The 21,385-nt window shown below is 65.7% G+C and carries 21 protein-coding genes; 9 read left to right on the plus strand and 12 right to left on the minus strand.

What is annotated here, in order from left to right:
• Positions 1-10: 10 nt before the first annotated feature.
• Positions 11-1,444: a glutamate synthase subunit beta gene (locus tag AC1VV3_RS09160; RefSeq protein ID WP_132264441.1), complete on the plus strand. Its 1,434-nt coding sequence runs from the start codon at positions 11-13 to the stop codon at positions 1,442-1,444.
• A gap of 179 nt (positions 1,445-1,623) precedes the next feature.
• The gene (locus tag AC1VV3_RS09165; RefSeq protein WP_134094777.1) at positions 1,624-1,932 is read left to right on the plus strand and encodes a putative quinol monooxygenase; all 309 of its coding nucleotides are present in this window, start codon (positions 1,624-1,626) and stop codon (positions 1,930-1,932) included.
• 29 nt (positions 1,933-1,961) lie between these two features.
• On the opposite strand, the gene ung is transcribed toward AC1VV3_RS09165, so the two are convergent.
• Entirely contained in the window at positions 1,962-2,633 is a 672-nt protein-coding gene (gene ung / locus AC1VV3_RS09170) for a uracil-DNA glycosylase (protein WP_132265279.1), read from the minus strand.
• A gap of 138 nt (positions 2,634-2,771) precedes the next feature.
• Here ung and AC1VV3_RS09175 point away from each other — a divergent pair, with 138 nt between their 5' ends.
• The 3 genes from AC1VV3_RS09175 to AC1VV3_RS09185 are packed head-to-tail and all read left to right on the plus strand — an operon-like array spanning position 2,772 to position 4,617.
• Entirely contained in the window at positions 2,772-3,395 is a 624-nt protein-coding gene (locus AC1VV3_RS09175; protein ID WP_134094778.1) for a ribonuclease D, read from the plus strand.
• A 17-nt stretch (positions 3,396-3,412) separates the two neighbouring features.
• Positions 3,413-4,060: an LPS export ABC transporter periplasmic protein LptC gene (gene lptC, locus AC1VV3_RS09180; protein WP_132264436.1), complete on the plus strand. Its 648-nt coding sequence runs from the start codon at positions 3,413-3,415 to the stop codon at positions 4,058-4,060.
• A gap of 14 nt (positions 4,061-4,074) precedes the next feature.
• Positions 4,075-4,617, plus strand: a complete 543-nt coding sequence (locus AC1VV3_RS09185; RefSeq protein ID WP_482961603.1) for an LptA/OstA family protein — start codon at positions 4,075-4,077, stop codon at positions 4,615-4,617.
• A gap of 169 nt (positions 4,618-4,786) precedes the next feature.
• On the opposite strand, the gene AC1VV3_RS09190 is transcribed toward AC1VV3_RS09185, so the two are convergent.
• The 5 genes from AC1VV3_RS09190 to AC1VV3_RS09210 all read right to left on the minus strand — a co-directional run bounded on the left by AC1VV3_RS09190 (position 4,787) and on the right by AC1VV3_RS09210 (position 11,050).
• Positions 4,787-6,187 (minus strand): sugar transferase, encoded by a 1,401-nt coding sequence (locus AC1VV3_RS09190; RefSeq protein ID WP_132264432.1) that lies wholly within the window; start codon positions 6,185-6,187, stop codon positions 4,787-4,789.
• 148 nt (positions 6,188-6,335) lie between these two features.
• On the minus strand, positions 6,336-7,394 hold the full coding sequence (gene holA / locus AC1VV3_RS09195) for a DNA polymerase III subunit delta (RefSeq protein ID WP_132264430.1): 1,059 nt from the start codon (positions 7,392-7,394) through the stop codon (positions 6,336-6,338).
• A 61-nt stretch (positions 7,395-7,455) separates the two neighbouring features.
• Positions 7,456-7,893, minus strand: coding sequence for an LPS assembly lipoprotein LptE (gene lptE, locus AC1VV3_RS09200; protein ID WP_165921377.1), 438 nt, complete (start codon positions 7,891-7,893; stop codon positions 7,456-7,458).
• Between the two features lie 86 nt (positions 7,894-7,979).
• Entirely contained in the window at positions 7,980-10,511 is a 2,532-nt protein-coding gene (leuS, locus tag AC1VV3_RS09205; protein WP_482961604.1) for a leucine--tRNA ligase, read from the minus strand.
• Positions 10,512-10,582: 71 nt separating this feature from the next.
• Positions 10,583-11,050 (minus strand): DUF3576 domain-containing protein, encoded by a 468-nt coding sequence (locus tag AC1VV3_RS09210; protein ID WP_132264426.1) that lies wholly within the window; start codon positions 11,048-11,050, stop codon positions 10,583-10,585.
• 385 nt (positions 11,051-11,435) lie between these two features.
• Here AC1VV3_RS09210 and AC1VV3_RS09215 point away from each other — a divergent pair, with 385 nt between their 5' ends.
• Positions 11,436-12,158 carry a hypothetical protein gene (locus tag AC1VV3_RS09215; protein ID WP_134094781.1) on the plus strand — a complete coding sequence of 241 codons (723 nt, stop codon included), beginning with the start codon at positions 11,436-11,438 and terminating at the stop codon, positions 12,156-12,158.
• Positions 12,159-12,298: 140 nt separating this feature from the next.
• Positions 12,299-13,021 (plus strand): acetoacetyl-CoA reductase, encoded by a 723-nt coding sequence (gene phbB / locus AC1VV3_RS09220; protein ID WP_482961605.1) that lies wholly within the window; start codon positions 12,299-12,301, stop codon positions 13,019-13,021.
• 60 nt (positions 13,022-13,081) lie between these two features.
• Here the strand turns inward: phbB and AC1VV3_RS09225 are convergent, their stop codons facing one another.
• Positions 13,082-13,408 (minus strand): YnfA family protein, encoded by a 327-nt coding sequence (locus AC1VV3_RS09225; protein WP_314467712.1) that lies wholly within the window; start codon positions 13,406-13,408, stop codon positions 13,082-13,084.
• Between the two features lie 171 nt (positions 13,409-13,579).
• Here AC1VV3_RS09225 and AC1VV3_RS09230 point away from each other — a divergent pair, with 171 nt between their 5' ends.
• Entirely contained in the window at positions 13,580-13,813 is a 234-nt protein-coding gene (locus tag AC1VV3_RS09230; protein WP_132264419.1) for a ribbon-helix-helix domain-containing protein, read from the plus strand.
• Between the two features lie 118 nt (positions 13,814-13,931).
• On the opposite strand, the gene AC1VV3_RS09235 is transcribed toward AC1VV3_RS09230, so the two are convergent.
• A complete protein-coding gene (locus tag AC1VV3_RS09235) occupies positions 13,932-14,153 on the minus strand; it encodes a hypothetical protein (RefSeq protein WP_132264417.1) in 222 nt (73 codons plus the stop codon).
• 78 nt (positions 14,154-14,231) lie between these two features.
• Positions 14,232-15,515, minus strand: a complete 1,284-nt coding sequence (gene murA / locus AC1VV3_RS09240; protein ID WP_482961606.1) for a UDP-N-acetylglucosamine 1-carboxyvinyltransferase — start codon at positions 15,513-15,515, stop codon at positions 14,232-14,234.
• A gap of 127 nt (positions 15,516-15,642) precedes the next feature.
• Between murA and AC1VV3_RS09245 the strand changes: the two genes are divergently transcribed.
• Positions 15,643-16,536, plus strand: a complete 894-nt coding sequence (locus AC1VV3_RS09245) for a UTP--glucose-1-phosphate uridylyltransferase (RefSeq protein ID WP_132264413.1) — start codon at positions 15,643-15,645, stop codon at positions 16,534-16,536.
• Positions 16,537-16,680: 144 nt separating this feature from the next.
• On the opposite strand, the gene AC1VV3_RS09250 is transcribed toward AC1VV3_RS09245, so the two are convergent.
• The 3 genes from AC1VV3_RS09250 to AC1VV3_RS09260 all read right to left on the minus strand — a co-directional run bounded on the left by AC1VV3_RS09250 (position 16,681) and on the right by AC1VV3_RS09260 (position 21,309).
• A complete protein-coding gene (locus AC1VV3_RS09250) occupies positions 16,681-17,328 on the minus strand; it encodes a lytic transglycosylase domain-containing protein (RefSeq protein WP_482961607.1) in 648 nt (215 codons plus the stop codon).
• Between the two features lie 67 nt (positions 17,329-17,395).
• The gene (locus AC1VV3_RS09255; protein WP_482961608.1) at positions 17,396-18,514 is read right to left on the minus strand and encodes a phytase; all 1,119 of its coding nucleotides are present in this window, start codon (positions 18,512-18,514) and stop codon (positions 17,396-17,398) included.
• Positions 18,514-21,309: a TonB-dependent receptor gene (locus AC1VV3_RS09260; RefSeq protein ID WP_482961609.1), complete on the minus strand. Its 2,796-nt coding sequence runs from the start codon at positions 21,307-21,309 to the stop codon at positions 18,514-18,516. The genes AC1VV3_RS09255 and AC1VV3_RS09260 overlap by 1 nt, the downstream gene beginning before the upstream one ends.
• Between the last annotated feature and the right edge of the window lie 76 nt (positions 21,310-21,385).

Consider the following 21,385-nt stretch of genomic DNA (forward strand, 5'->3'; position numbering starts at 1 on the left):
ACGTATCAAGATGGGCAAGGAAACCGGCTTCCTCGAACTGGACCGCCAGGATCGCACTTACGGCGACGCCACCGAGCGCCTGAAGAACTACAACGAATTCGTCGTCCCGCTGTCGACGGAAGCGCTGAAGGACCAGGCATCGCGCTGCATGAACTGCGGCGTGCCGCACTGCCATACCGGCTGTCCGGTCAACAACATCATCCCCGACTGGAACCACCTGGTCTACGAGGACGACTTCAAGAACGCGCTGGAAGTCCTCCACTCGACCAACAACTTCCCCGAGTTCACCGGCCGCATCTGCCCCGCCCCGTGCGAGGCCGCGTGCACGCTGAACATCATCGACCAGCCGGTCACCATCAAATCGATCGAATGCGCGATCGTCGACAAGGGCTGGCAGGAAGGCTGGATCACGCCGAAGCCTGCCGAGAAGAAGACCGGCAAGTCGGTGGCCGTGGTCGGTTCCGGCCCGGCAGGCATGGCCTGCGCGCAGCAGCTGGCCCGCGCCGGCCACTCGGTGACCCTGTTCGAGAAGAACGACCGCGTCGGCGGCCTGCTTCGCTACGGCATTCCCGACTTCAAGATGGAAAAGCACCTCATCAACCGCCGCCTGGTGCAGATGATGGCTGAAGGCGTGGAATTCCGCACTTCCACCGAAGTGGGCGTGACGGTCTCGGTCGCCTCGCTCAAGGAAAACTTCGACGCTGTGGTGTTCTCCGGCGGTGCCGAAGATCCCCGTCCGCTGAACATCCCCGGCTTCGAACTGCCGGGCGTGCGCTTCGCGATGGAATTCCTGACCCAGCAGAACAAGCGCAATGCCGGCGACGACGAGTTGCGCGCGGCTCCGCGCGGCACGCTCTCGGCCACCGGCAAGCACGTCATCGTCATCGGCGGCGGCGACACCGGTTCGGACTGCGTCGGCACTTCCAACCGCCAGGGCGCCGCTTCGGTGACTCAGCTGGAAATCATGCCCAAGCCGCCGCTTCACGAGAACAAGGCGATGTCCTGGCCGAACTGGCCGCTCAAGCTGCGCACCTCGTCCAGCCACGAGGAAGGCGTCGATCGCGACTGGGCGGTGCTGACCAAGCGCGTCGTCGGCGACAACGACGTCCGGGCCCTCGAATGCGTCCGCGTCGAGTGGAAGGACGGCAAGATGCAGGAAGTGGAAGGCAGCGAGTTCACGCTCCAGGCCGACCTCATCCTGCTCGCCATGGGCTTCGTCGGCCCCCGCAAGGCCGGCATGCTCGACCAGTCGGGCGTCGATCTGGACGCACGCGGCAACGTCAAGGCCACCATGGTCGACTACCGCACCAGCGACCCGGCCATCTGGTCCTGCGGCGACATGCGCCGCGGCCAGTCGCTGGTGGTCTGGGCGATCCGCGAAGGCCGCCAGTGCGCCCGCGCCGTGGACGAAGCGCTCATGGGCGCTTCCGAACTGCCGCGCTGAAGCCGGCCGGTCCGCTGGATTGAAAAAGGGCGTTCCGCTGAATTGAAAAGGGGCGTTCCGCAAGGAGCGCCCCTTTTTCATGCCGGCATTCCGTCCGGGCGATCACTCCCGGCCGGCGATTGACCCAAGGCCGGGACGCGGCGAGGCTCGCTCGTACCTGTCCCCCGGAGAACGCCCGAATGCTGCTGGAAATCGCCGAGATCGAAGTGCGTCCGGGCGCCGAGGACGCTTTCGCCGCGGCCATGAACGAAGACGGGCTGGCCCAGCTCGCCGCCTGCAAAGGCGTCGTCTCCGTCCGATTCGGCCGGGGCGTGGAGAATCCGTCGAAATTCACCTTCAACGTCGTGTGGACATCGATGGAAGCCCACGAGGCTGCCCGCGCGCTGGACAGCTTTACCCGCTTCCGCGCCGCCTTCGGCGACATGGGCGTGGGCGGGGCGATGAGCCATTACGTCATGGACGAGGCCATATCCGGCGTCTCCGCCTGAACGCGCCGCTGTGACGCGGCGCCAACGGCCTACCAGTCGATCCGGCCGCGACCGTTGGCCTCCAGAAAGGCATTGGCCTGGCTGAAGGGCCGGCTGCCGAAGAATCCGGCATGGGCAGACAGCGGGCTGGGATGCGGCGCGGTCAGCACGAGGTGATGGCTGGAGGCCAGACCCGGCACCCGCATGGCTTTCTTCTTCGCGTGATTGCCCCAGAGCAGGAACACGCAGGGCTCCGCTTTCGCGGCGACGGCGGCCACGGCAGCATCGGTGATCGCCTCCCAGCCCTTCTTCTGGTGAGACCCGGCCTGGCCCTCCTCCACTGTCAGCGCATTGTTCAGCAGCAGCACGCCCTGCCGCGCCCAGTGCTCCAGGTTACCGTGTCCCGGCGCCGTGACGCCGCAATCGGTCGCCAGCTCCTTGTACATGTTCGCCAGCGAAGGCGGCACCCGCACGCCATGCGCCACCGAGAAGGCCAGGCCATGCGCCTGTCCGGCGCCGTGGTAGGGATCCTGCCCCAGGATGACCACGCGCACTTCGTCCAGCGGCGTCAGTTCCAGAGCACTGAGGCGGCTGCCGCGCGGCGGATAGATCCGCTTTCCGGCGTCTTCCTCGGCCTGAAGCCAACCGCCGAGATGGCGCGATTCGGGGGAATCGAGCACCGGACCTAGCGCGGCCTGCCAGGATGGCGGCACGCCCTGCATGGCTCCTGAAGCGTCCACTTGCGGCTTACTCCCGATCTGTCGGCGGCCATCGGCGTCCCGGACTTGTGCGTTCGGATCAAACTCCGGCCGCCTTGGCCATTGCCTAACTCAGGCCCAGTCCCTAAGCATTTCCGGACCATGGCTGTCTATCTCCACGAAGAAGATCTCCCCGAAGGCGTGCTTGCGCCGGGACCCGTCGCCGTCGACACCGAGACGATGGGCTTGATCACCCCGCGCGACCGCCTTTGCGTGGTCCAGATTTCCGACGGACAGGGCGACGAGCATCTCGTCCGCTTTGCGCCCGGCAGCGACTTTGCCGCGCCGAACCTGAAAGCGGTGCTGGCCGATCCGGCGCGCCTGAAACTCTATCACTTCGCGCGGTTCGACCTCGCGGCGATCGAGCACTACCTGGGCGTCACCGCCGCACCGGTATTCTGCACCAAGATCGCCAGCAAGCTCGTGCGGACCTACACCGATCGACACGGCTTGAAGGACCTGGTGCGCGAACTGCTGGGCAAGGAAGTCTCCAAGCAGCAGCAGTCCAGCGACTGGGGCGCCGCCGAACTGACCGAGGCGCAGAAGGACTATGCCGCTTCGGACGTGCGATACCTTCATGCGATGCACCAGATCCTGGTGATGCGCCTTGCGCGCGAGAATCGCAGCGACATCGCCCAGGCCTGTTTCGACTTCCTGCCCGCCCGCGCCCGGCTCGACCTGGCCGGCTGGCCGGACCACGATATCTTCAGCCACGAAGCCGCCTGATCGGAGCGTAAACAGGCATGTCGGTCGAAGCCAACCAGGTCCGCAACCGCCGCCGGCACTTTGCCGCGCCCGGCGGCTCGCACGATCGCATGGTGGCCTTCCTTGCCAAGGCACTGCCCGCGGGCATCGGGCTGGTGGCGGCCGTCATGATCCTGGTGCCGCTCTCCCCGCGGGGCGAGATCAGCTTCCTGCTCGACCGTAACAAGGTGGCGACCACCGGCGAGCGTATCGCCGTCGACAACGCCGCCTATCGCGGCCAGGACAACCAGGGCCGCGATTTCGTGGTCACGGCCGGCACTGCGGTGCAGCGCTCGCCCGAAATCCCCATCGTCGAGATGCAGAAGCTCATCGCCAGGATGAACTTGCGCGACGGCCCGGCCGACATCGCCGCGCCGCGCGGCGCCTACAATTTCGACAATGACACCATGGCGGTGGACGGCCCGGTCAACTTCAAGTCGTCCGACGGCTATACGATGACCACCAGCAAGGTGGACGTCGACATCAAGGAGAAGACGGCGGTCGCATCGGGCGGTGTCCAGGGCACCGTGCCCTCCGGCACCTTCAAGGCCGACAAGATGCACGCCGATCTCGACACCCGCAATATTACGCTCGAAGGCAATGCCCGGATGCGCATTACGCCCGGCAAGCTGAGGATGCCGCAATGACCCCCCGCGCCAAAATGACCTTCCGAGCCAGCCTGCCCAAATCGGGCCTGCTCCAGTCCCGCCTGTTCCGCGCTTCCATCGCGGCCCCGGTGGCCGGGCTGGCCCTGTTCGCCGCCGGCCAGCAGCTGGGCGCGCAGGCCATTTCGGGCCACAATTCGAATGCGCCCGTCGATTTCGGTGCAGACCGCATCGAGCTGCAGGACAAGCAGAACCGGGTCGTGCTGACCGGCAATGTCGACATTACCCAGGCCGACCTGCGCCTGCGCGGCGCGCGCACGGTGATCGACTTCACCAAGGGCGACCAGACCCAGGTGCAGCGCATCACCGCCAGCGGCAATGTCGTCGTCACCCGTCAGGACCAGGTGGCCACCGGCGATACCGCCATCTACGACTTCAACCAGCGCATCATCACGATGGTCGGCAATGCCAGCCTCAAGCGCGGCACCGGCGATACCCTGCACGGCGGCCGCTTCGTGATGGACCTCAAGAGCGGCGTCTCCTCGGCCTCGGGCGGCCGGGTCAAGGGCACCTTCAACGTCCCCAAGAAGACCAACTGACGCCGAAGGGTCGATACGTCTCAGGGCACGCCCTCAGGACGAAAGCGCATTCAGCAGACACAGCAAAAAGGCCGGTCACGACCCTGGGGTCATGACCGGCCTTTTTGCTGTGCCGGGACCTTCTTCCGGGCGGAGGCGGCCTTCGGGAAAGGCCGCGCTCCGCGCCGGGTCAGAAGGCGCGATCGTGGACGAGAACCCGCAGGGTGAGGAACATGATGTGCAGGTCGCGCATGATGGTCCAGCCTTCGAGATATTCGAGATCGGACTGGAGGCGATTGATCAGGTCCGATTCCTGGTCCGTGGCGCCGCGATAGCCGCGCACCTGGGCCAGGCCGCTCAGGCCCGGCTTCAGGCAGTGGCGCTGCCAGTAGCGGCGATCCACTTCCCAGAACAGCTTCTCGCCCGCCAGCGAGCCCGTGGCATGGGGACGCGGCCCGACCAGGCTCATGTCGCCCAGCAGCACGTTGAAGAGCTGGGGCAGCTCGTCGATGCTGGTGCCGCGAATGAAGCGGCCGACCCGGGTGATGCGCTGGTCCTCCTTGGAGGCCGAGACGTTGCCGTTCGTGTCGCACAAGGCCTGCGTCATGCTGCGGAACTTGTACATGTTGAAGAAGCGGTTGCCGCGGCCCATCCGGCGCTGGACGAAGAACACCGGTCCGCCGTCCTGCAGCTTCACGGCCAGTGCCACGACCAGCAGCAGCGGCGAGAGCGCCAGGATCGCCGCGCCGGAGAAGGCGACGTCGAAGATGCGCTTGATGGCGCGCTCGCGTATTCCGAGCGGCCCTGCCGAGACGAGCAGCAGGCCGTGCTGACCCGTGACGCGCGCGCCCTGGGCACCCAGACGGGCGACTTCGTCGTCCAGCACTTCACCGTCGACATTGGCGCCCTTGAGCACCATGGCCCATTCCGCGCGGCGGTCGGCCGGGCAGCTCACCACGACCCGGTCGATGTTGCGCAGCACGAGGCCGACGCGGTCGAGCGAATCGGGGTCCTTGAGGTTGGGCCGCAGACCCATGGCCGCCGCCGAGACGCGGATCGCGCCCGGCATGCGCAGCTGCGGACCGCCATCATCGATGATCAACTCATTGATGACATTGGCACCGCAGCGCCAGTGGACGAAGCTGCGAAGCTGCAGGCGCGACCAGGCGATAAAGCCCATGGCGCAGATCACCCCGCCGCTGAACGCCCCGCGGGACAGCTCGGCGGAGGACTTCATGAGGAACTGCACGAAGACGACGACGACGACCGCCACCACCATCGACACTTCCGCACGGAAGATACCTCGCCAGCCGTCGCGAAGCGCGTCGGTGGAGTAGGCGGCATTGTACAAGGCCAATGTGAGGAAAATCGGCAAGAGCACTTGTCCGTAGACGAGTGCCATCTGAAATCCCCGGCCGGTATCATAAAGCCAGCCAGCCAGTGCGAAGCCAGCCAGCAGGGCCACAAGGTCCCCAACCAGCAAGGCAAGATAACATTGAAGCCGTCTACGTTCGAGCGAAGGTGCGACGAGAAGTTCGTCTGCTTCGGAGCGCTGAACGGCTTGGGTCGATACTGCAAATGGCGCATTCATGCGTTCAACACTCCCGAATTGTCGAACTCATGCCCCCCGGATCCCCTCGTCCTGTCCTACCACCAATGCCACGAATGAAAGTCCGTGCTGCACTGCAATAGGCGAATGTCCTTATGAACATTCCATCGGCGCGGGAAAGCCGATTCAGTTAAGCTGTTCTTTTTATCCGTTGTTTGCCATCAAGCGTAGCAATTCTAGCTATTTCGACTAACCCTTCCGCGAGAAGAAGGTCAGCATCCTGGCTATTACCCAAAAGGGTTTGGTGCATTGCAATAAGACGGGCAACCAGCCGTTCCAAACGATTACCACGCCAGATCCGCAATTGCACCCCAAGTGCTGGTTTGTCTTTCCAGAAAATTCGGCGGGAAGCCGCTTCCGAATCGATCAGGGCGGCCACGTCGCCGCTTCTTCCAAGCCGCGAATTCAGCCCGGCGAGCTGCGCCGTGCGCCGCTCGAAGGCAAGCAGCAGGCCAACGGCATTGATGCCCTGGTCGCGCAAGCGCTTGAGTTCGGGGCCGATCGCATCCCGCTTGCCGCCCAGCACCGCGTCGACCAGCGGTCCGAAATCGTCGTCCTCGGTCGCAGCGCCCACGGCATCGAGATCCGCGGCGGATACCGGGCGCGGCGTCTCCGCGCTGGCATCGAGATAGAGCGCCAGCTTGGTCACTTCCGAGCGCGCCAGACGGGTATCCAGGCCGGAGGCCCGGGCGATTCGCTCGGCAAGGTCGCTGCCCATCTTCAGGCCGGCGCCATTCGCCATCGTGCGCACCGCGCTGGTCACCGATGACAGGTCCGGCGGGTAGAACATCGCCACCAGCCCGTCGGGCCGATTCGCCAGAAGCTTGGCGGTGCGCGACTTGTCGGTGGCGCCGGTCGCCACGATCAGGACCGGGCAGGCGTCCACTTCGTTTTCGAGCAGGATCTGGACGGCATCGTGTGCTTCGTCGCCCTGGGCGCGCACCCAGATATGGCGCGATGTGCCGCCGAACAGCGAATTGGAGCGCGCCTCGTCACCCAGCTTGACCGGGTCGCGGCGCAGTTCGGAGCCGGCGATCTCCACCCGCTCGCCCGGTTCGGGCAGGAAAGAGAGGATCTTCGCCGCGGCGTCGCTCGCGCCGGCCTCGTCCGGGCCGCAGAAGAAGAAAACCCGCGCCTGCTGTGCGGCGCGGGCTGCAAGGCCGCCGAAGTCCTTCTGGGTGGCCTTCACGCCCCCGCTCCGCAAGGACGCACGGGCGCTGGCCTCATTTCTCTGGGCCGCATCGGCCCGGTTACTGCTTGGTGTCGCCGCGCAGGCGCAGCGCGACGGCGGTGACGATCCGGGTGGCGACGTCCTTCGACATGTTTTCGAGCGCGGTCTGTTCCGCCGCGATCGTCGCATAGTCCGAAGAGACGACGTCGATGCCCGCATCCGATCCGGCAGTGGCGTCGAGCACGATCTCGTTGCTGGACATGTCGACCAGCTGATAGCGCGCGCGAAGCGTGCGGCGTTCACGGCCGATGGTATCGTCCGAAAGCAGGGCGAAGCCTTCGAGCTTGTCGTCCAGACGGATGTCGAGGCGGTAGCGCGGCGCTACGCCGCTCTTTTCCGCGCCGAGCTGATCGACCACGGCATTGCGGACCAGCCAGCCCGCACGCCCTTCGATCGCGGCGACCTGCACGCCCTGAAGCCCGCGCGCGACGGCACCGCTGCCGCCCCCCGCGTACATCGGCTGGAGACCGCATCCGGACAGCACAGCGGCCCCGAGAAGAGCCGGGCTGACGAGACGCAGGAAACGAGGGCGCAGGAAACCCTTCACGCGACGAGATTTACCAGTCGGTCGGGAACGACGATCACTTTCCTCACCTCGGCTCCATCCAGTGCACGCTGCACTTTCTCGCTGGCAAGGGCAAGCGCTTCAAGCTCTTCCTTGGACGTGCCCTTGGCCACGGTCAGGGTGTCGCGCAGCTTGCCCTTCACCTGGACCGCCACGGTCACTTCGTCCTCCACCAGCAGTGCCGGATCGACGGCAGGCCAGGCCGCCTGGGCGACGAGACCTTCGCCGAACTGGGCGAAAGCTTCCTCGGTCAAGTGCGGCATCATCGGCGAGACGAGCAGCAGAAGCGTACGGATCGCGTTCGAGCGGCTGGCCGAAGGGGCCGCCTTCTCCACCGCGCCGGTCAGTTCGTAGATGCGCGCCACGGCCTTGTTGAAGCCGAGCGATTCGATGTCCGAAGCGACAGCGGCCACCGTCTGGTGCGCCTTGCGGTCGATCGCCTTGTCCTCGCCCGTTGCCGAGGCGTCGTACTGGGCGAACAGGCGCCACAGGCGCTGCACGAAGCGGCCGCAGCCCTCGATACCGGCTTCCGACCACGGCAGGTCGCGTTCCGGCGGGCTGTCCGACAGCATGAACCAGCGGATCGCGTCGGCACCGTAAGTCGCCACGATCTCGTCGGGGTCGACGACGTTCTTCTTCGACTTCGACATCTTGATGACGCGGCCGATCTCGACCGGAGCGCCATCGGCCTTGAGCGTGGCGGTTTCGGCGCCGCGCTCGATCTCGCCGGGCGAGAAATAGACCGGCTGGCCATTGGCATCGTTGATGCGGAAATAGGTTTCGTGCGTGACCATGCCCTGCGTGAACAGGCTGGCGAAGGGTTCCGTGACCTCGATCTTGCCGATGCGGGCCAGCGCGCGCGTCCAGAAGCGGGCGTAGAGCAAGTGCAGGATCGCATGCTCGATACCGCCGATATACTGCTCAACCGGCAGCCATTCAGCGATCTTGGCCGGATCGAACGGACGATCTTCCGGCTGGCTGGCGAAGCGCAGGAAATACCACGAGCTGTCGACAAAGGTGTCGAGCGTGTCGGTTTCGCGGCGCGCGGCATGGCCGCACTGCGGGCAATCGACATGCTTCCAGGTCGGGTGACGCACCAGCGGGTTGCCGGGGGTCGTGAAATCGACGTCCTCGGGCAGCGTGACCGGCAGGTGCTTCTTGGGCACCGGCACCACCCCGCAAACCTCGCAGTGGATGAACGGGATCGGCGTGCCCCAATAGCGCTGGCGCGAGACGCCCCAGTCGCGCAGGCGCCACACGGTCTTGCCCTCGCCCCAGCCTTCCGCCTCGGCACGCGCGATGACGGCGGCCTTGGCGTCCTTCACGGTCATGCCGTTGAGGAAGTCGGAGTGGACGCAGACACCGTCACCTGCTTCGGACTCGCCGTCGAACGGCTTGTCGGCATCGGCCTCGCTCGCCGCGACGACGCGCAGGATCGGCAAGCCGTACTTGGTGGCGAATTCGAAGTCACGCTGGTCGTGGCCGGGAACGGCCATGACCGCGCCGGTGCCGTAGTCCATCAGCACGAAGTTGGCGATGAACACCGGCAGGTCGGCCCCCGTGAACGGGTGCTTCGCCTTGACGCCGGTATCGAAGCCCAGCTTCTCGGCGGTTTCCAGTTCGGCCGCGGTCGTCCCGCCCTGCTTGCACAGCGCGATGAAATCCTCGACCTCCGGGCGGCCCTGGGCCACCGCCTGCGCGATCGGGTGATCGGCGGCGACGGCGACGAAGCTGGCGCCGAAGATCGTATCCGGACGGGTCGAGTAGACTTCGACCGAGCCGATGCCGCCCACTTCGGCGGTAAGGTCGAACTTGAACTGCAGGCCCTGCGACTTGCCGATCCAGTTCTCCTGCATCGTGCGGACCTTTTCGGGCCACTTGTCGAGCGTGGAAAGACCGTCCAGCAGTTCGTCGGCGAAGTCGGTGATCTTGAGGAACCACTGGGAGAGCTTGCGCTTCTCCACCAGCGCGCCCGAGCGCCAGCCGCGCCCGTCGATCACTTGCTCGTTGGCGAGCACGGTCTGGTCCACCGGATCCCAGTTGACCGCCGATTCCTTGCGGTAAACGAGGTCATTTTCGTAGAGATCGATGAACAGCGCCTGCTCGTGGCCGTAATATTCCGGCTCACAGGTGGCGATCTCGCGGCTCCAGTCGAGCGCGAAGCCCAGGCGCTTCAGCTGCGCCTTCATGTTGGCGATGTTCTCGCGCGTCCAGCCGCCGGGATGGACGCCCTTTTCCATGGCCGCATTCTCGGCCGGCATGCCGAACGCGTCCCAGCCCATCGGATGGAGCACTTCGTGCCCGGTCATGCGCTTGTAGCGCGCCAGCACGTCGCCCATCGTGTAGTTGCGGACGTGGCCGATATGGATGCGCCCCGAAGGATAGGGGAACATCTCAAGCACGAAGCTGCGCGGCTTCGACGAGGTGTCGTCCGCCTTGAAGCACTGCGCGTCGTCCCACGCCGCCTGCCAGCGCGTGTCCGCCTGAGCCGGATCGAACCGCTCGGTCATCTTAATCGAGTCTCCTGCGGGTAAGCCCCCGCACAGTCGCGGCACCGGCCGGTGCCGCGTTCAAAAAACAATCAGCCGCCGATCGAATCGCGGCGAAGGTCGCGGGCGCGGGTGAGGATGATGTCCTCAAGCTTCTGCACGGTGGCAGCCTGCACCGGTGCCGCAGCCCAGCCGCCGTTGGCGGAGACTTCGCGCTGCGCGGTGACGCGCAGGGCGTCGGCGCGCAGGTCCTTGTCGAGGATCATGACGGTGACCTTGACGCGCTCACCCGGCTGCTTGGGATTCACGTACCAGTCGGTGACGATGACGCCGCCGGCGCTGTCCGACTGGAGCAGCGGCATGAACGAGAGCGAATCGAGGCTGGCGCGCCACAAGTAGCTGTTCACGCCGATCGTGGTCACCGCCGAGGGCGCGATCGAGGAATTCACCTGCTTGCGGCCACCGCCACAGCCGGCCAGTGCAAGCGCGGCCACGGCGCAGAAGCCCGCGGTTGCCAGCGATCGAGCAGAGAGAAGGCCGGTATGGGTGCTGCCTGTCATCGTAATTCCCAGTTCCTGTCTTGGCGAAGGCGCCGGACTTTCCGCGCGCCTGCCGTGAAACGCCTCTATAGCCGCCATTGCCCGGCGGCAAGTGCGGCTTCTTCAGCTTGCGGCCATAACCCCTGCAAGGCTAAACGCTTGCTGAACGGCGGCGCGGCGCGGGAAAGCGCCTTTCTGCCCCTTCCCCGCGTGGATCAGCCTGTGTTAAGATGCCGCGGCCAGAATGGAGCTACCTGCTATCGCCTTTCGCCACGCCATCCTGCAGGCCGGCATGGCCGGACAGGGTGTTTTGGCACCGGAAGGCGAAATTGGGGCCGGCCGGTATGGAAGACGACTGGGACTTGAAGTGACGGAAAGCGAGCGCAATCACGCGTCGAAAAGCGGCATGAGGACCAGCATGATGCTGGCCTGCTGCGTGACCGTGCTCGCCTTGCCCAGCGCCGTCCTGGCCTTCACCACCACGTTCAAGGCCGATCCCTCGAATCGCGCCCTCGATGCGCTCGATGCCGAGACTTCGCCCGAGAATCTGTCGCGCGCCATTGCCATGCGCTCGCTGGGTAATGGCGATGCCTTCCCGTTCACTCCGGCCGGGGCCGCGGGCCGCCGCGAACGCGCCGTCACGGTGGCGGTGCGCGTCGATCCCCAAGCCGCGCAGGCGATCATCGTGCGCAATCGCAACCCGATGCCGCATAGCGAGCTGGCCAGCGTCGGCGGCCTGAAGATCGCGCCCGCCGCCTTCAACCTGGGCGTGGCGCGCGGCTATCAGAACTTCGCGGCCGACATCACTCCGGCCGCCCCCCCTGCCCGCGGCCTTGCCGACGCGCCGGAACTGAAGAAGTTCAGCCTTCAGGCCGGAACGCCTTCGCAGAAGGAGCCGCGGTTCACCACGCGCCTGTCGATCGACGAAAAGCGCGCGCCTGGCCGCGCACCGCACACTTTCGTGGGCGAAGCGGGTGAGGTCGACCTGGCCGGAGCCTACCGCGTGACCGACAATCTAGATCTGACGGCAGGCGTTCGCTACTCGCAGGATCGCGAACGCCTGGTGCCCCTGACCGACGGCAGGCAGGACAGCCAGGCCGTCTATGTGGGCACCCAGTTCAAGTTCTGATTTTTGCAACTCGGGCTGCATTTCTCTCAATCCGACATGGCGTAATTAAAGCTTGCTGCGGGAGGGCTTCCGCTTGCCCTTGCGCACGGCATTTCCTAGCCTGTGCTTGGTGGATGCTCACTAAGCGAAAGGCTATTTGAATGGCGCGCGTTGCTATCGTTACCGGCGGAACCAGGGGTATCGGGGAGGCTGTGTCGCTGGCCCTCCAGGAGAGGGGCCACACCGTAGTTGCAAATTATGCAGGCAATGACGAGAAGGCCAAGGCTTTCACGGACAAGACCGGAATTGCCGCCTACAAGTGGGACGTAGGCGACCATGAAGCCGTGCTCGACGGCGTCTCGCGGGTGACCGAGGAAGTCGGCCCCGTCGATATCGTCATCAACAACGCCGGCATCACGCGCGACGGCGTGCTTCACAAGATGAGCTTCGATGACTGGAACGAGGTGATGCGCATCAACCTCGGCGGGTGCTTCAACATGGCGAAGGCCACGTTCTCCGGCATGCGCGAGCGCGGCTGGGGCCGCATCGTCAACATCGGCTCGATCAACGGCCAGGCCGGCCAGTACGGCCAGGTGAACTATGCCGCGGCCAAGTCCGGCATCCACGGCTTCACCAAGGCGCTGGCCCAGGAAGGCGCCAAGTACGGCGTCACCGTCAATGCCATCGCGCCCGGCTACATCGATACCGACATGGTCGCCGCCGTCCCGGCGCCGGTCCTTGAGAAGATCGTCGCCAAGATCCCCGTCGGCCGCCTCGGCAACGCCTACGAGATCGCGCGCGGCTGTGCCTTCCTCTGCTCCGACAATGCGGGCTTCGTCACCGGCTCTACCCTGAGCATCAACGGCGGCCAGCACATGTATTGAGCCATCGGCGGACCGGCCCGCGCGTCGGGTCGGTCCGCCCTACTCTTCTGGCCTTTGGGTTCAGACCTTGTGCGGCCCGAAGAGAATCATGGCCGCGCCCACCAGACAGACGGCCACTCCGCCGAGATCCCAGCGATCCGGGCGAACGCCCTCGGCGATCCAGAGCCACAACAGGGCCGACGAGATGTAAATTCCGCCATAGGCGGCATAGGCCCGCCCGGCATTGCTGCTGTCCACGAGCGTCAGCAGCCAGGCGAAAAGCACCAGCGAAGCGCAGCCCGGCAATAGCCAAAGGGGAGACTTCCCCATCCGCAGCCAGGCCCAAAACGCAAAACAGCCCCCGATTTCGGCCAGCGCCGCGCCGATGTAGATGATAACGCTCTGCATTCCCGATCGATAGCGAGGGGCGGCCAGCCTGTCTCCCGGCTTCTCGGGCCATGGCGCAAGGCCGAGGCTGCGGGCGACGAAAGCGCCGGCGTCCCGGAATCAGCGTCGCAAGTCAGCCTCACGCGAGTCCAGGCCATTCACCCGGGTCGCGCCGCCTGCTAGGCAAGGGCAATGACGTCGATCTACCACCCGCCGGTCAAGCGCTCGATCGAGATCGCGGGTCACAAGACCTCGATCAGCCTCGAACCGGTGTTCTGGGACCTGCTGCGCCAGGTCGCCGCCGAAGGGGGGATTCCGATCAACGCGCTCGTGGCGCGGATCGATGCGGAGCGGCTGGAAGCGGAAACCCCGCCCGGTCTGGCAAGCGCCATTCGCGTATGGCTGGTCGCGGCCCTGCAGGCCTGAACGCCCGGCCTTGCGATACAAAGCGGTGAGGCGCCAAACGGTAAGGGGCGGAAACCTTGCGGTCCCGCCCCTTGGGTACACTGCGATGGCTCGCAGGAGATCGTGTTCCCGCAGGAAATCAGTAGGTGGACGGCGGATCGCTGGCCGGGAAGCTCTCGTCGATCGCCTCGTCGGTCTTGGACCAGCGCGGCGGCTTGTGAGTCATGTTCTCCGGCCCGGCATCGCGCACGCTATAGTTCTCGGACCCGCCGGCGGTTGCCGCCTGCTGGCCGTCGCGATTGGCATACTTGTAAAGCGCGTAGCCGATGGCTCCGGCTGCGGCCAATTTGATCAAGCCCATGGTCGTTGCTCCTCCTGGGGTGTCCGGACCCTTTCGGGTATTCGGGGGAGCAACGCGCCATCGCGCCGATAGGTTGCGTTACTCGCCGCCGACCCGTTCGATCTGTGCGCCGACCAGAGCGAGCTTTTCTTCGAGCCGCTCGTAGCCGCGATCGAGGTGGTAGAGGCGGTGTACCTGCGTCTCGCCCTCCGCCGCCAGGCCGGCGATGACCAGGCTCATCGACGCGCGCAAGTCCGTGGCCATCACTTCGGCGCCGGTCAGCTTCTGCACGCCGTGGACCACGGCGGTGCGGCCCTTGGTCTCGATATGCGCGCCCATGCGGTTGAGTTCGGGAACGTGCATGTAGCGGTTCTCGAAAATCGTCTCAGTCAGCACGCTGGAACCTTCGGCACGGCACAGCAGGGCCATAAGCTGGGCCTGCATGTCCGTGGCGAAACCGGGGTAAGGCGCGGTGGAAAGAGTGACGGGCTTCAGCGGACCGTCGGCCGCGACATGGAGGCCGTCAGCCGTCGGCTCGACATGGACGCCGGCATCGCGCAGGGCCTGCACGGTGGCTTCCATATCCTCGATCTTCGCGCCCTTCAGCGTCACTTCGCCGCCGGTGATCGCCGCCGCGCAGGCATAGGAGCCGGCCTCGATACGGTCGGGCATGACCATGTAGGTCGCGCCGTGAAGGCGGGACACGCCTTGGATGGTGAGGTCCGAAGTGCCGATCCCTTCGATCTGCGCGCCCATGGCGACCAGCAGGTTGCAGAGGTCGACGATCTCGGGCTCGCGCGCTGCGTTGTGCAGCGTGGACTTGCCGGTGCAAAGCACGGCGGCCATCAGCGCGTTCTCGGTCGCCCCGACCGAGACCACCGGGAAGGAATAGCGGCCACCGGGAAGGCCGCCGTCCGGCGCGATGGCGCGGACGTAGCCGGCCGCCATCTCGATCTGGGCGCCGAGCGCTTCCAGCGCCTTCAGGTGCAGGTCGATCGGGCGGTTGCCGATCGCGCAGCCGCCGGGCAGCGACACGGTCGCCTCGCCCATGCGGGCCAGCATCGGGCCGAGCACCAGGATCGAGGCGCGCATCTTGCGCACGAGATCGTAAGGCGCGACCGAACTGGTGATGCGGGTGGCCTGGAGCGTCATCACCCGGCCGAAATCTTCGGGACGGCTGCCGGCGATCATCGTCGAGATGCCGAACTGGTTCATCAGGTGCTGGAACCCGTCGATGTCTGCCAGGCGCGGCAGATTGCGCAGGGTCAGCGGCTCTTCGGTCAGCAAGGCACAGGGCAGGAGCGTCAACGCCGCGTTCTTCGCGCCGGAAACGGGGATGGTGCCGGAGAGGCGCTTGCCGCCTTGGATGATGATCTTGTCCATGGCCCGCTCTTTAACGGGATTTGGCCGTGCAGCAAGCACACCTCGGAGAAAGATGGATAGACTGTTGCGCTGCATCTGCGAAGCGGCTTTAATCGCATTGTAACCAAACGGAGTCAGACCTTTACCCATGTCTGCACCACAGTTCAAAAAGCCCGTCCGAAAAGCCGTATTCCCGGTAGCAGGACTTGGAACCCGCTTTCTTCCCGCCACAAAGGCGATTCCCAAGGAACTTCTTCCGGTCGTCGACCGGCCTCTGATCCAATACGCGGTCGACGAAGCCCGCGAAGCCGGGATCGAGGAGTTCGTCTTCGTCACCGGCCGCGGCAAGACCGCGATCGTCGAACATTTCGATACGGCCTATGAACTGGAAGCGACCATGTCCTCGCGGGGCAAGTCGCTCGATCCCCTCGAACCGACCCGCATCCAGCCGGGCAACCTGGTGACCGTGCGCCAGCAGGTCCCGCTCGGCCTGGGCCACGCGGTCTGGTGCGCCCGCGCCGTGATCGGCGATGAACCTTTCGCGATCTTCCTTCCCGACGAACTGATGTACGGCTCGCCCGGCTGCATGGCGCAGATGGTCGAAGCCTATAACGAAGTGGGCGGCAACCTCGTCTCGGTGCTCGAAGTGCCGCAGGAAGAAGTCTCCAGCTACGGCGTGATCGCGCCGGGCGCCACGCTCGACGTGCTCGGCGGTGCGCTGACCGAAGTGAAGGGCCTGGTCGAAAAGCCCAAGGTGGCCGAAGCGCCCTCGAACAAGATCGTTTCGGGCCGCTACATCCTCCAGCCGGAAATCATGGATCTCCTGGCGAACCAGGGCAAGGGCGCCGGCGGCGAGATCCAGCTCACCGATTCGATGGCCAAGCTGATCGGCCAGCAGCCGTTCCACGCCGTGACGTTCGCCGGCCAGCGGTTCGACTGCGGTTCGAAGGTCGGCTTCGTGGAAGCCACGCTCGCCATCGCGCTCGATCGCTCGGATATCGGCGAGGAAGTGCGGACCATCGCGAAGAAGCTCCTGGGCTGAGCCTTTCTTCCCTGTGATTCAGACGAAAAGCGCGCCCCGCAAGGCGCGCTTTTTTCTTGGGCGGGAAAGATCGGAAGAGCGCCGTCGAACCGCTGGCTCCGGCGTTCTGTCTGCCGGAGAGCGATCACACCGATCGGCGCGTTATCAGTGGCGGACCGGGTCCGTCAGGCGCGCCATGATCGAGGCGACATAGGCCTGGGTCTCGCGGATGCGCGGGATTCCGCCCGCCTTCTGCACGCGGCCGGGACCGGCATTATAGGCCGCGAGCGCCTTTTCGATATCGCCGCCGAAAGCATCCAGCTGCATGCGCAGATAGCGCGCGCCGCCTTCGAGGTTGGCCATCGGGTCGCCCGCATTGACCCCCATCTGCGCCGCCGTGCCGGGCATGAGCTGAGTCAGCCCGCGCGCGCCGACGGGTGAGAGCGCCGCTTCGTTCCAGCGGCTTTCCTGCCAGACCACCGCTTCGAACAGGGTCGGGCTGATGTCGTACTTGGCCGCGAGTTCCGCCACCCGCGCCCGCCAGCGGGTGGGACCCGCAGCATCGAGCGCCTGGGTGATCGACTGGGGATGAAGCTGCGAGGCTTCCAGTCCGGCCGGAACCGGCTCGACCTCGGCCACTTGCGCGCCCACGGTGTCACCGCCCTGCCCCGCCGGACCGCCGGCCACCCACTGGTAGCCTCCGGTGCCGACCTGGAGGACATCGGCCAAGGCGGCCTGCGGACAAGCGGAGCCGGACACAGCCATCACGGCCGCGCCGGCGATTCCCATCATGTGATTCGTGATCCGCGTCATCGCCGCCCTGTTACTCCAGCCCGGTACACCCCCTCAAGGCCGGAGATTCGCAGGGCGGCGGCACGCATCACTGAATGCCCAGAGCCGTGCGAATCGCGCGCCAGGACAGCATCTTGAAGTTCTGCGCTTTCGGGGCGTTGTCCCCGTCCTGCGCGACCATCAGGCCCTCCGGGAACTGCGGACCGAAATCGCCGAGCGCGACTTCGATGCCGTCGGTGTCGCTGGTTCCGCCGATCAGGCCGCCATTGATGCGGAAACGGCCGGAGAGCTTGCCCGAAGACAAGTCGAACAGGGCATAGGCATTGTCGCCCTGGCTGGAAGCCACGAGCCAGGCCCGGCCCCCGCTTTCGCGCGCGATCGCCAGCCCCTCGACATCGGCGACGAGGCCATCCTGCGCTCCGACACGGGCGAAGGGCTCGGCCACCAGGGTGGCGCCGGCCAGCGGCACCTTCCAGATGCCGACGTCTTCCTCGGCCACGAACAGCACCTTGCCGGCATCGTCCACCACGCAGCCTTCGGACTGCGTCGCGAACTTCACCAGCCGCACGTAGTCCGCGGCAATCCGGCCGTCCTTTTCGACCAGGCGGCTCTCCGCCACCGAGCCGTCCTTGAGCACGACATAGGCGCGGGCCAGTTCGTCACGCGCCAGGGGGCTGCCCATGCAGAAGCCGTAAGCCTCGGCCGGGGCATGGCCGGCGGGCAGGAACGTCTCGGACCCGAGCGCCGCCAGCTTGCCGGTGGCACCGTCCAGCGCGAAAAGCGCGATGCGCGGCTCGGCGCGGTCGGTACGGTCGCTCGCGCCCACGAGGATCCGCTGCGAACCGTCGGCGAAGCGCACTTCGCGCAAGTCGGCATTGTTGAGCGCGCCTGCCGCGGCGAAGTCCCGCACTTTGCCGTCGAGGCCGTAGACGTAGAGACCCGCCTTCTTGTCGGTGCCCAGCACCAGGCTGGCGGCCGGATCGGCGGCATTGCGCCAGATCGCCGGATCGTCGGCGGCATCGACATTGGCCGTGCCGACCGGGTCGGTCTCGGCCTGCGCGGGAACATCCGTGGCTGGAAGCATGACGGCGGCAGGCGCCCCGTCCGTCGTCGCGCATCCGCCAAGGGCGCCAAGCAGAAGGGCCGGGAGCAATGCTCCCGACCCCTGCTTCACGATTCCCGAAAGGTTCGTGAAGGCTGCCTTCATCAGAAGGTCACCCGCGCGCCGAACTTCACGGTCGAGCCATATTCCTCGTACTGGAGGACGCGCTTGGCGCCGCCGAGGTTCTGATAGGCGAAGTACTTGGCATTGTTGACGTTCACCCAGTCCGCGAAGAGGCGGATGTTCTCGGTGACCTTGTACTTGGCCGAGAGGTCCATCTGGAAGTGCTGGTTGACCGTGCGGTCGGTCTCGGCGTCGTCGCCCACTTCGTCGAGGTACTTGTCGCGGAAGGTACCGGCGGCGCGCAGGCTGACCGGGCCCTTCTCGTAGCCGAGCACGACGTTGAAGGTGTTCTTCGACGCGTTCGGCAGGGCGATGCGGCGAGCGATCTGCGTGCCGTCATCGTCGGAGAACACGGTGCCGCGGGCATAGGTGTACGTGTAGTTGATCTGCGTCAGCAGCCCGTCGAACGGCGAGGGCAGCATCGAGAACACCTGGCTGAAGCTGGCTTCCAGGCCGGCGATCGTGGCGGTGTCGCCGTTCACCGGAACGGTCAGCTCGTCATAGGCGATGCCGTTGTAGACGCCGCTTTCCTTCGAGTTGTAGCTATAGGTGTAGTCCTTGACCGACTTGTAGAAGCCGCCGATCGAGAGGGCACCATTGTTCGTGAAGTAGTAGTCGAACCCGGCGTCGAAGTTCCAGGCCTGGTAGGGCTTCAGCTCCGGATTGCCGACTTCCAGCTCAAGATCGTCGTTGATCGTGTTGCGCGGGGCCAGCTGCGAGAGCTTGGGGCGCACGATCGTCTTGTAGCCGGCCGCGCGGGCGACCAGGTTCGGCTGCGGGCTGAAGCGCAGCGTCAGGCTGGGCAGCCAGTTGGTGTAGTTGCGCTTGTAGTTCAGCGGATCGATGGTGATCGTGTCGTCGCCATTGTCGGTGACGAGGCTGCCGTTGAGTTCGTTGTGCGTGCGCTCCATGCGCACGCCGCCGATCACGCGGAGCGTCGAGCTGTCCCAGCGGGCCATCGCGTAGCCGGCCAGGATGTCCTCACGCACCGAATAATCGCTGACGGCCGAGTTCAGGGCACTTTCGTAATCGTTTATGACGAACGAGTCCGGGTTCGACAGCAGGTAGTCGGCCGGGCCGGTCTTGCTGGCGACCGGGCCCATGTCGACCAGGCGATAGGTCTGCTTGCCCAGCACGTCGGCCAGCGTGTAGTCCGGCGCGCCGTCGGCCAGTTCGTAGTAGTTCATGTTGAAGTCGTAGGACTTCTTGCGCCAGCGCGCCTTGGCGCCGGCCTGAACGGTGAAGTCGCCATTGTCGCCGGCAAAGGTGCGGGCGAGGTCGGCCTTGACGGCCCATTCCTCATCCTGGCTGTCGGACAGGGTGGTCAGCTCGGTCTTGTTGAATTCATAGGCCGAGGCATCGTTGAACTCGCTGTCCGGGTCGGCGGTGACCGCGTAAGTCGGATAGTACTTGTTCGCGTAGTCGGTGGCGACCACCACGCCTTCGTTGAAGCGGGCGCGGAAGCGGGTCGGGTCGATCGAGAACGTTTCCTTCTCGCTCGACTTGGCATAGCTCGCCTGCCAGTTGAACTTCCACGTACCGGTGTCGGTGTCGCTGCCGATGGCAACGCTGCGGATGCGCTGGCGTTCGAAGCGATCCTTGAGGTCGCGCTCGACGGTGATGCGCTCGTCATCCGAATCGAAGGTGGCGCTGGAGTCCGTGCTGCTGCTCGGACCGTCGAAGTCGCTGAAGTCGAGCGTGGTACGGCGGCGATATTCGTGATCGTCGAACTGCGCCCAGTTGCCGCGCACATAGGCCTTGGTCGTGTCCGACACGCGCCAGTCGGCCGAGAGCGCGGCATTGATGCGGGTGCGCTCCACGTCATAGTCGCGGTATTCGACCGATTCGGCCCAGGCATTGCCGCTATCGTCGACGTTCCAGCCGCCGGTCTCGACGTTGTCGGTCTCGAACTTGCGCTTGTAGTAGCTGACCGAACCGGCGATGCCGAAATCGTCGCCCAGCTTCTGGGTGAAGTCGAACGAACCCTTCGGCGTGACCTTGCCCGAATAGTCGTTCCAGCTGCCCTCGGCGCTGAGCGAGTAGCGGTTCTTCTTCGAATCGAAGGCGCTGGTGGTCTTGATCTCGACCGAGGCGCCGATGAAGTCGCCGTCCATGTCGGGGGTGAAGGACTTCTTCACTTCCACCGATTCGATGGTGTCCGACGAAACCACGTCGAGCGCGACCGAGCGGGCGTCCGATTCCGGCGCCGGCATGCGAACGCCGTTGATCGAGGTGCCGTTGAGGTCGGGATCGAGGCCGCGAACCGAAACGTAGCGGCCTTCGCCCTGGTCGTTGAGGATGTTCACGCCCGGCAGGCGGCGCAGCGATTCGGCGACGTTCTGGTCGGGGAACTGGCCCACGGCGTCACGCGTCAGCACCGAGACGACGCCGTCGGCAGCCTTTTGGCGCGACAGGGCGCTGGTGAGGTTCGCGGTCTGGCCGGTGACGAGGATGTCGCCGCCGCCGATCGCGGGCAGGTCGAAGTTGCTGGCGATGCGGCCGGTGGCGGCCACCGAGACGCTCTGCGTGGTCACTTCGGCGCCGACATAGCGCGCTTCCAGGGTGTAGGTACCGGCGGGCACGTCACCGAAGATGAAGTTGCCTCCGCGGTCGGTCTCGGCCGAGCGGTTCAGTTCGACGATGCGAACCGAAGCCGACTGCAACGGACGCACGCCCGACGCGTCATGAACGCTGCCGGCGACTTCGCCGGCGTGCGCGATCGTGGCGAACGATGCCGAGGCGAGCAGGCCGGCTGCGATCCGGAAGGAGGTTTTCATGTACTGGAACCCTGTTTTGCGACGAATTGCGGCGCGTCTAGGCAGGGTTCGTGACAGTTACGTGCCAATGTCATGG

The sequence above is a fragment of the Novosphingobium sp. BL-S-34 genome (genome assembly GCF_056857015.1).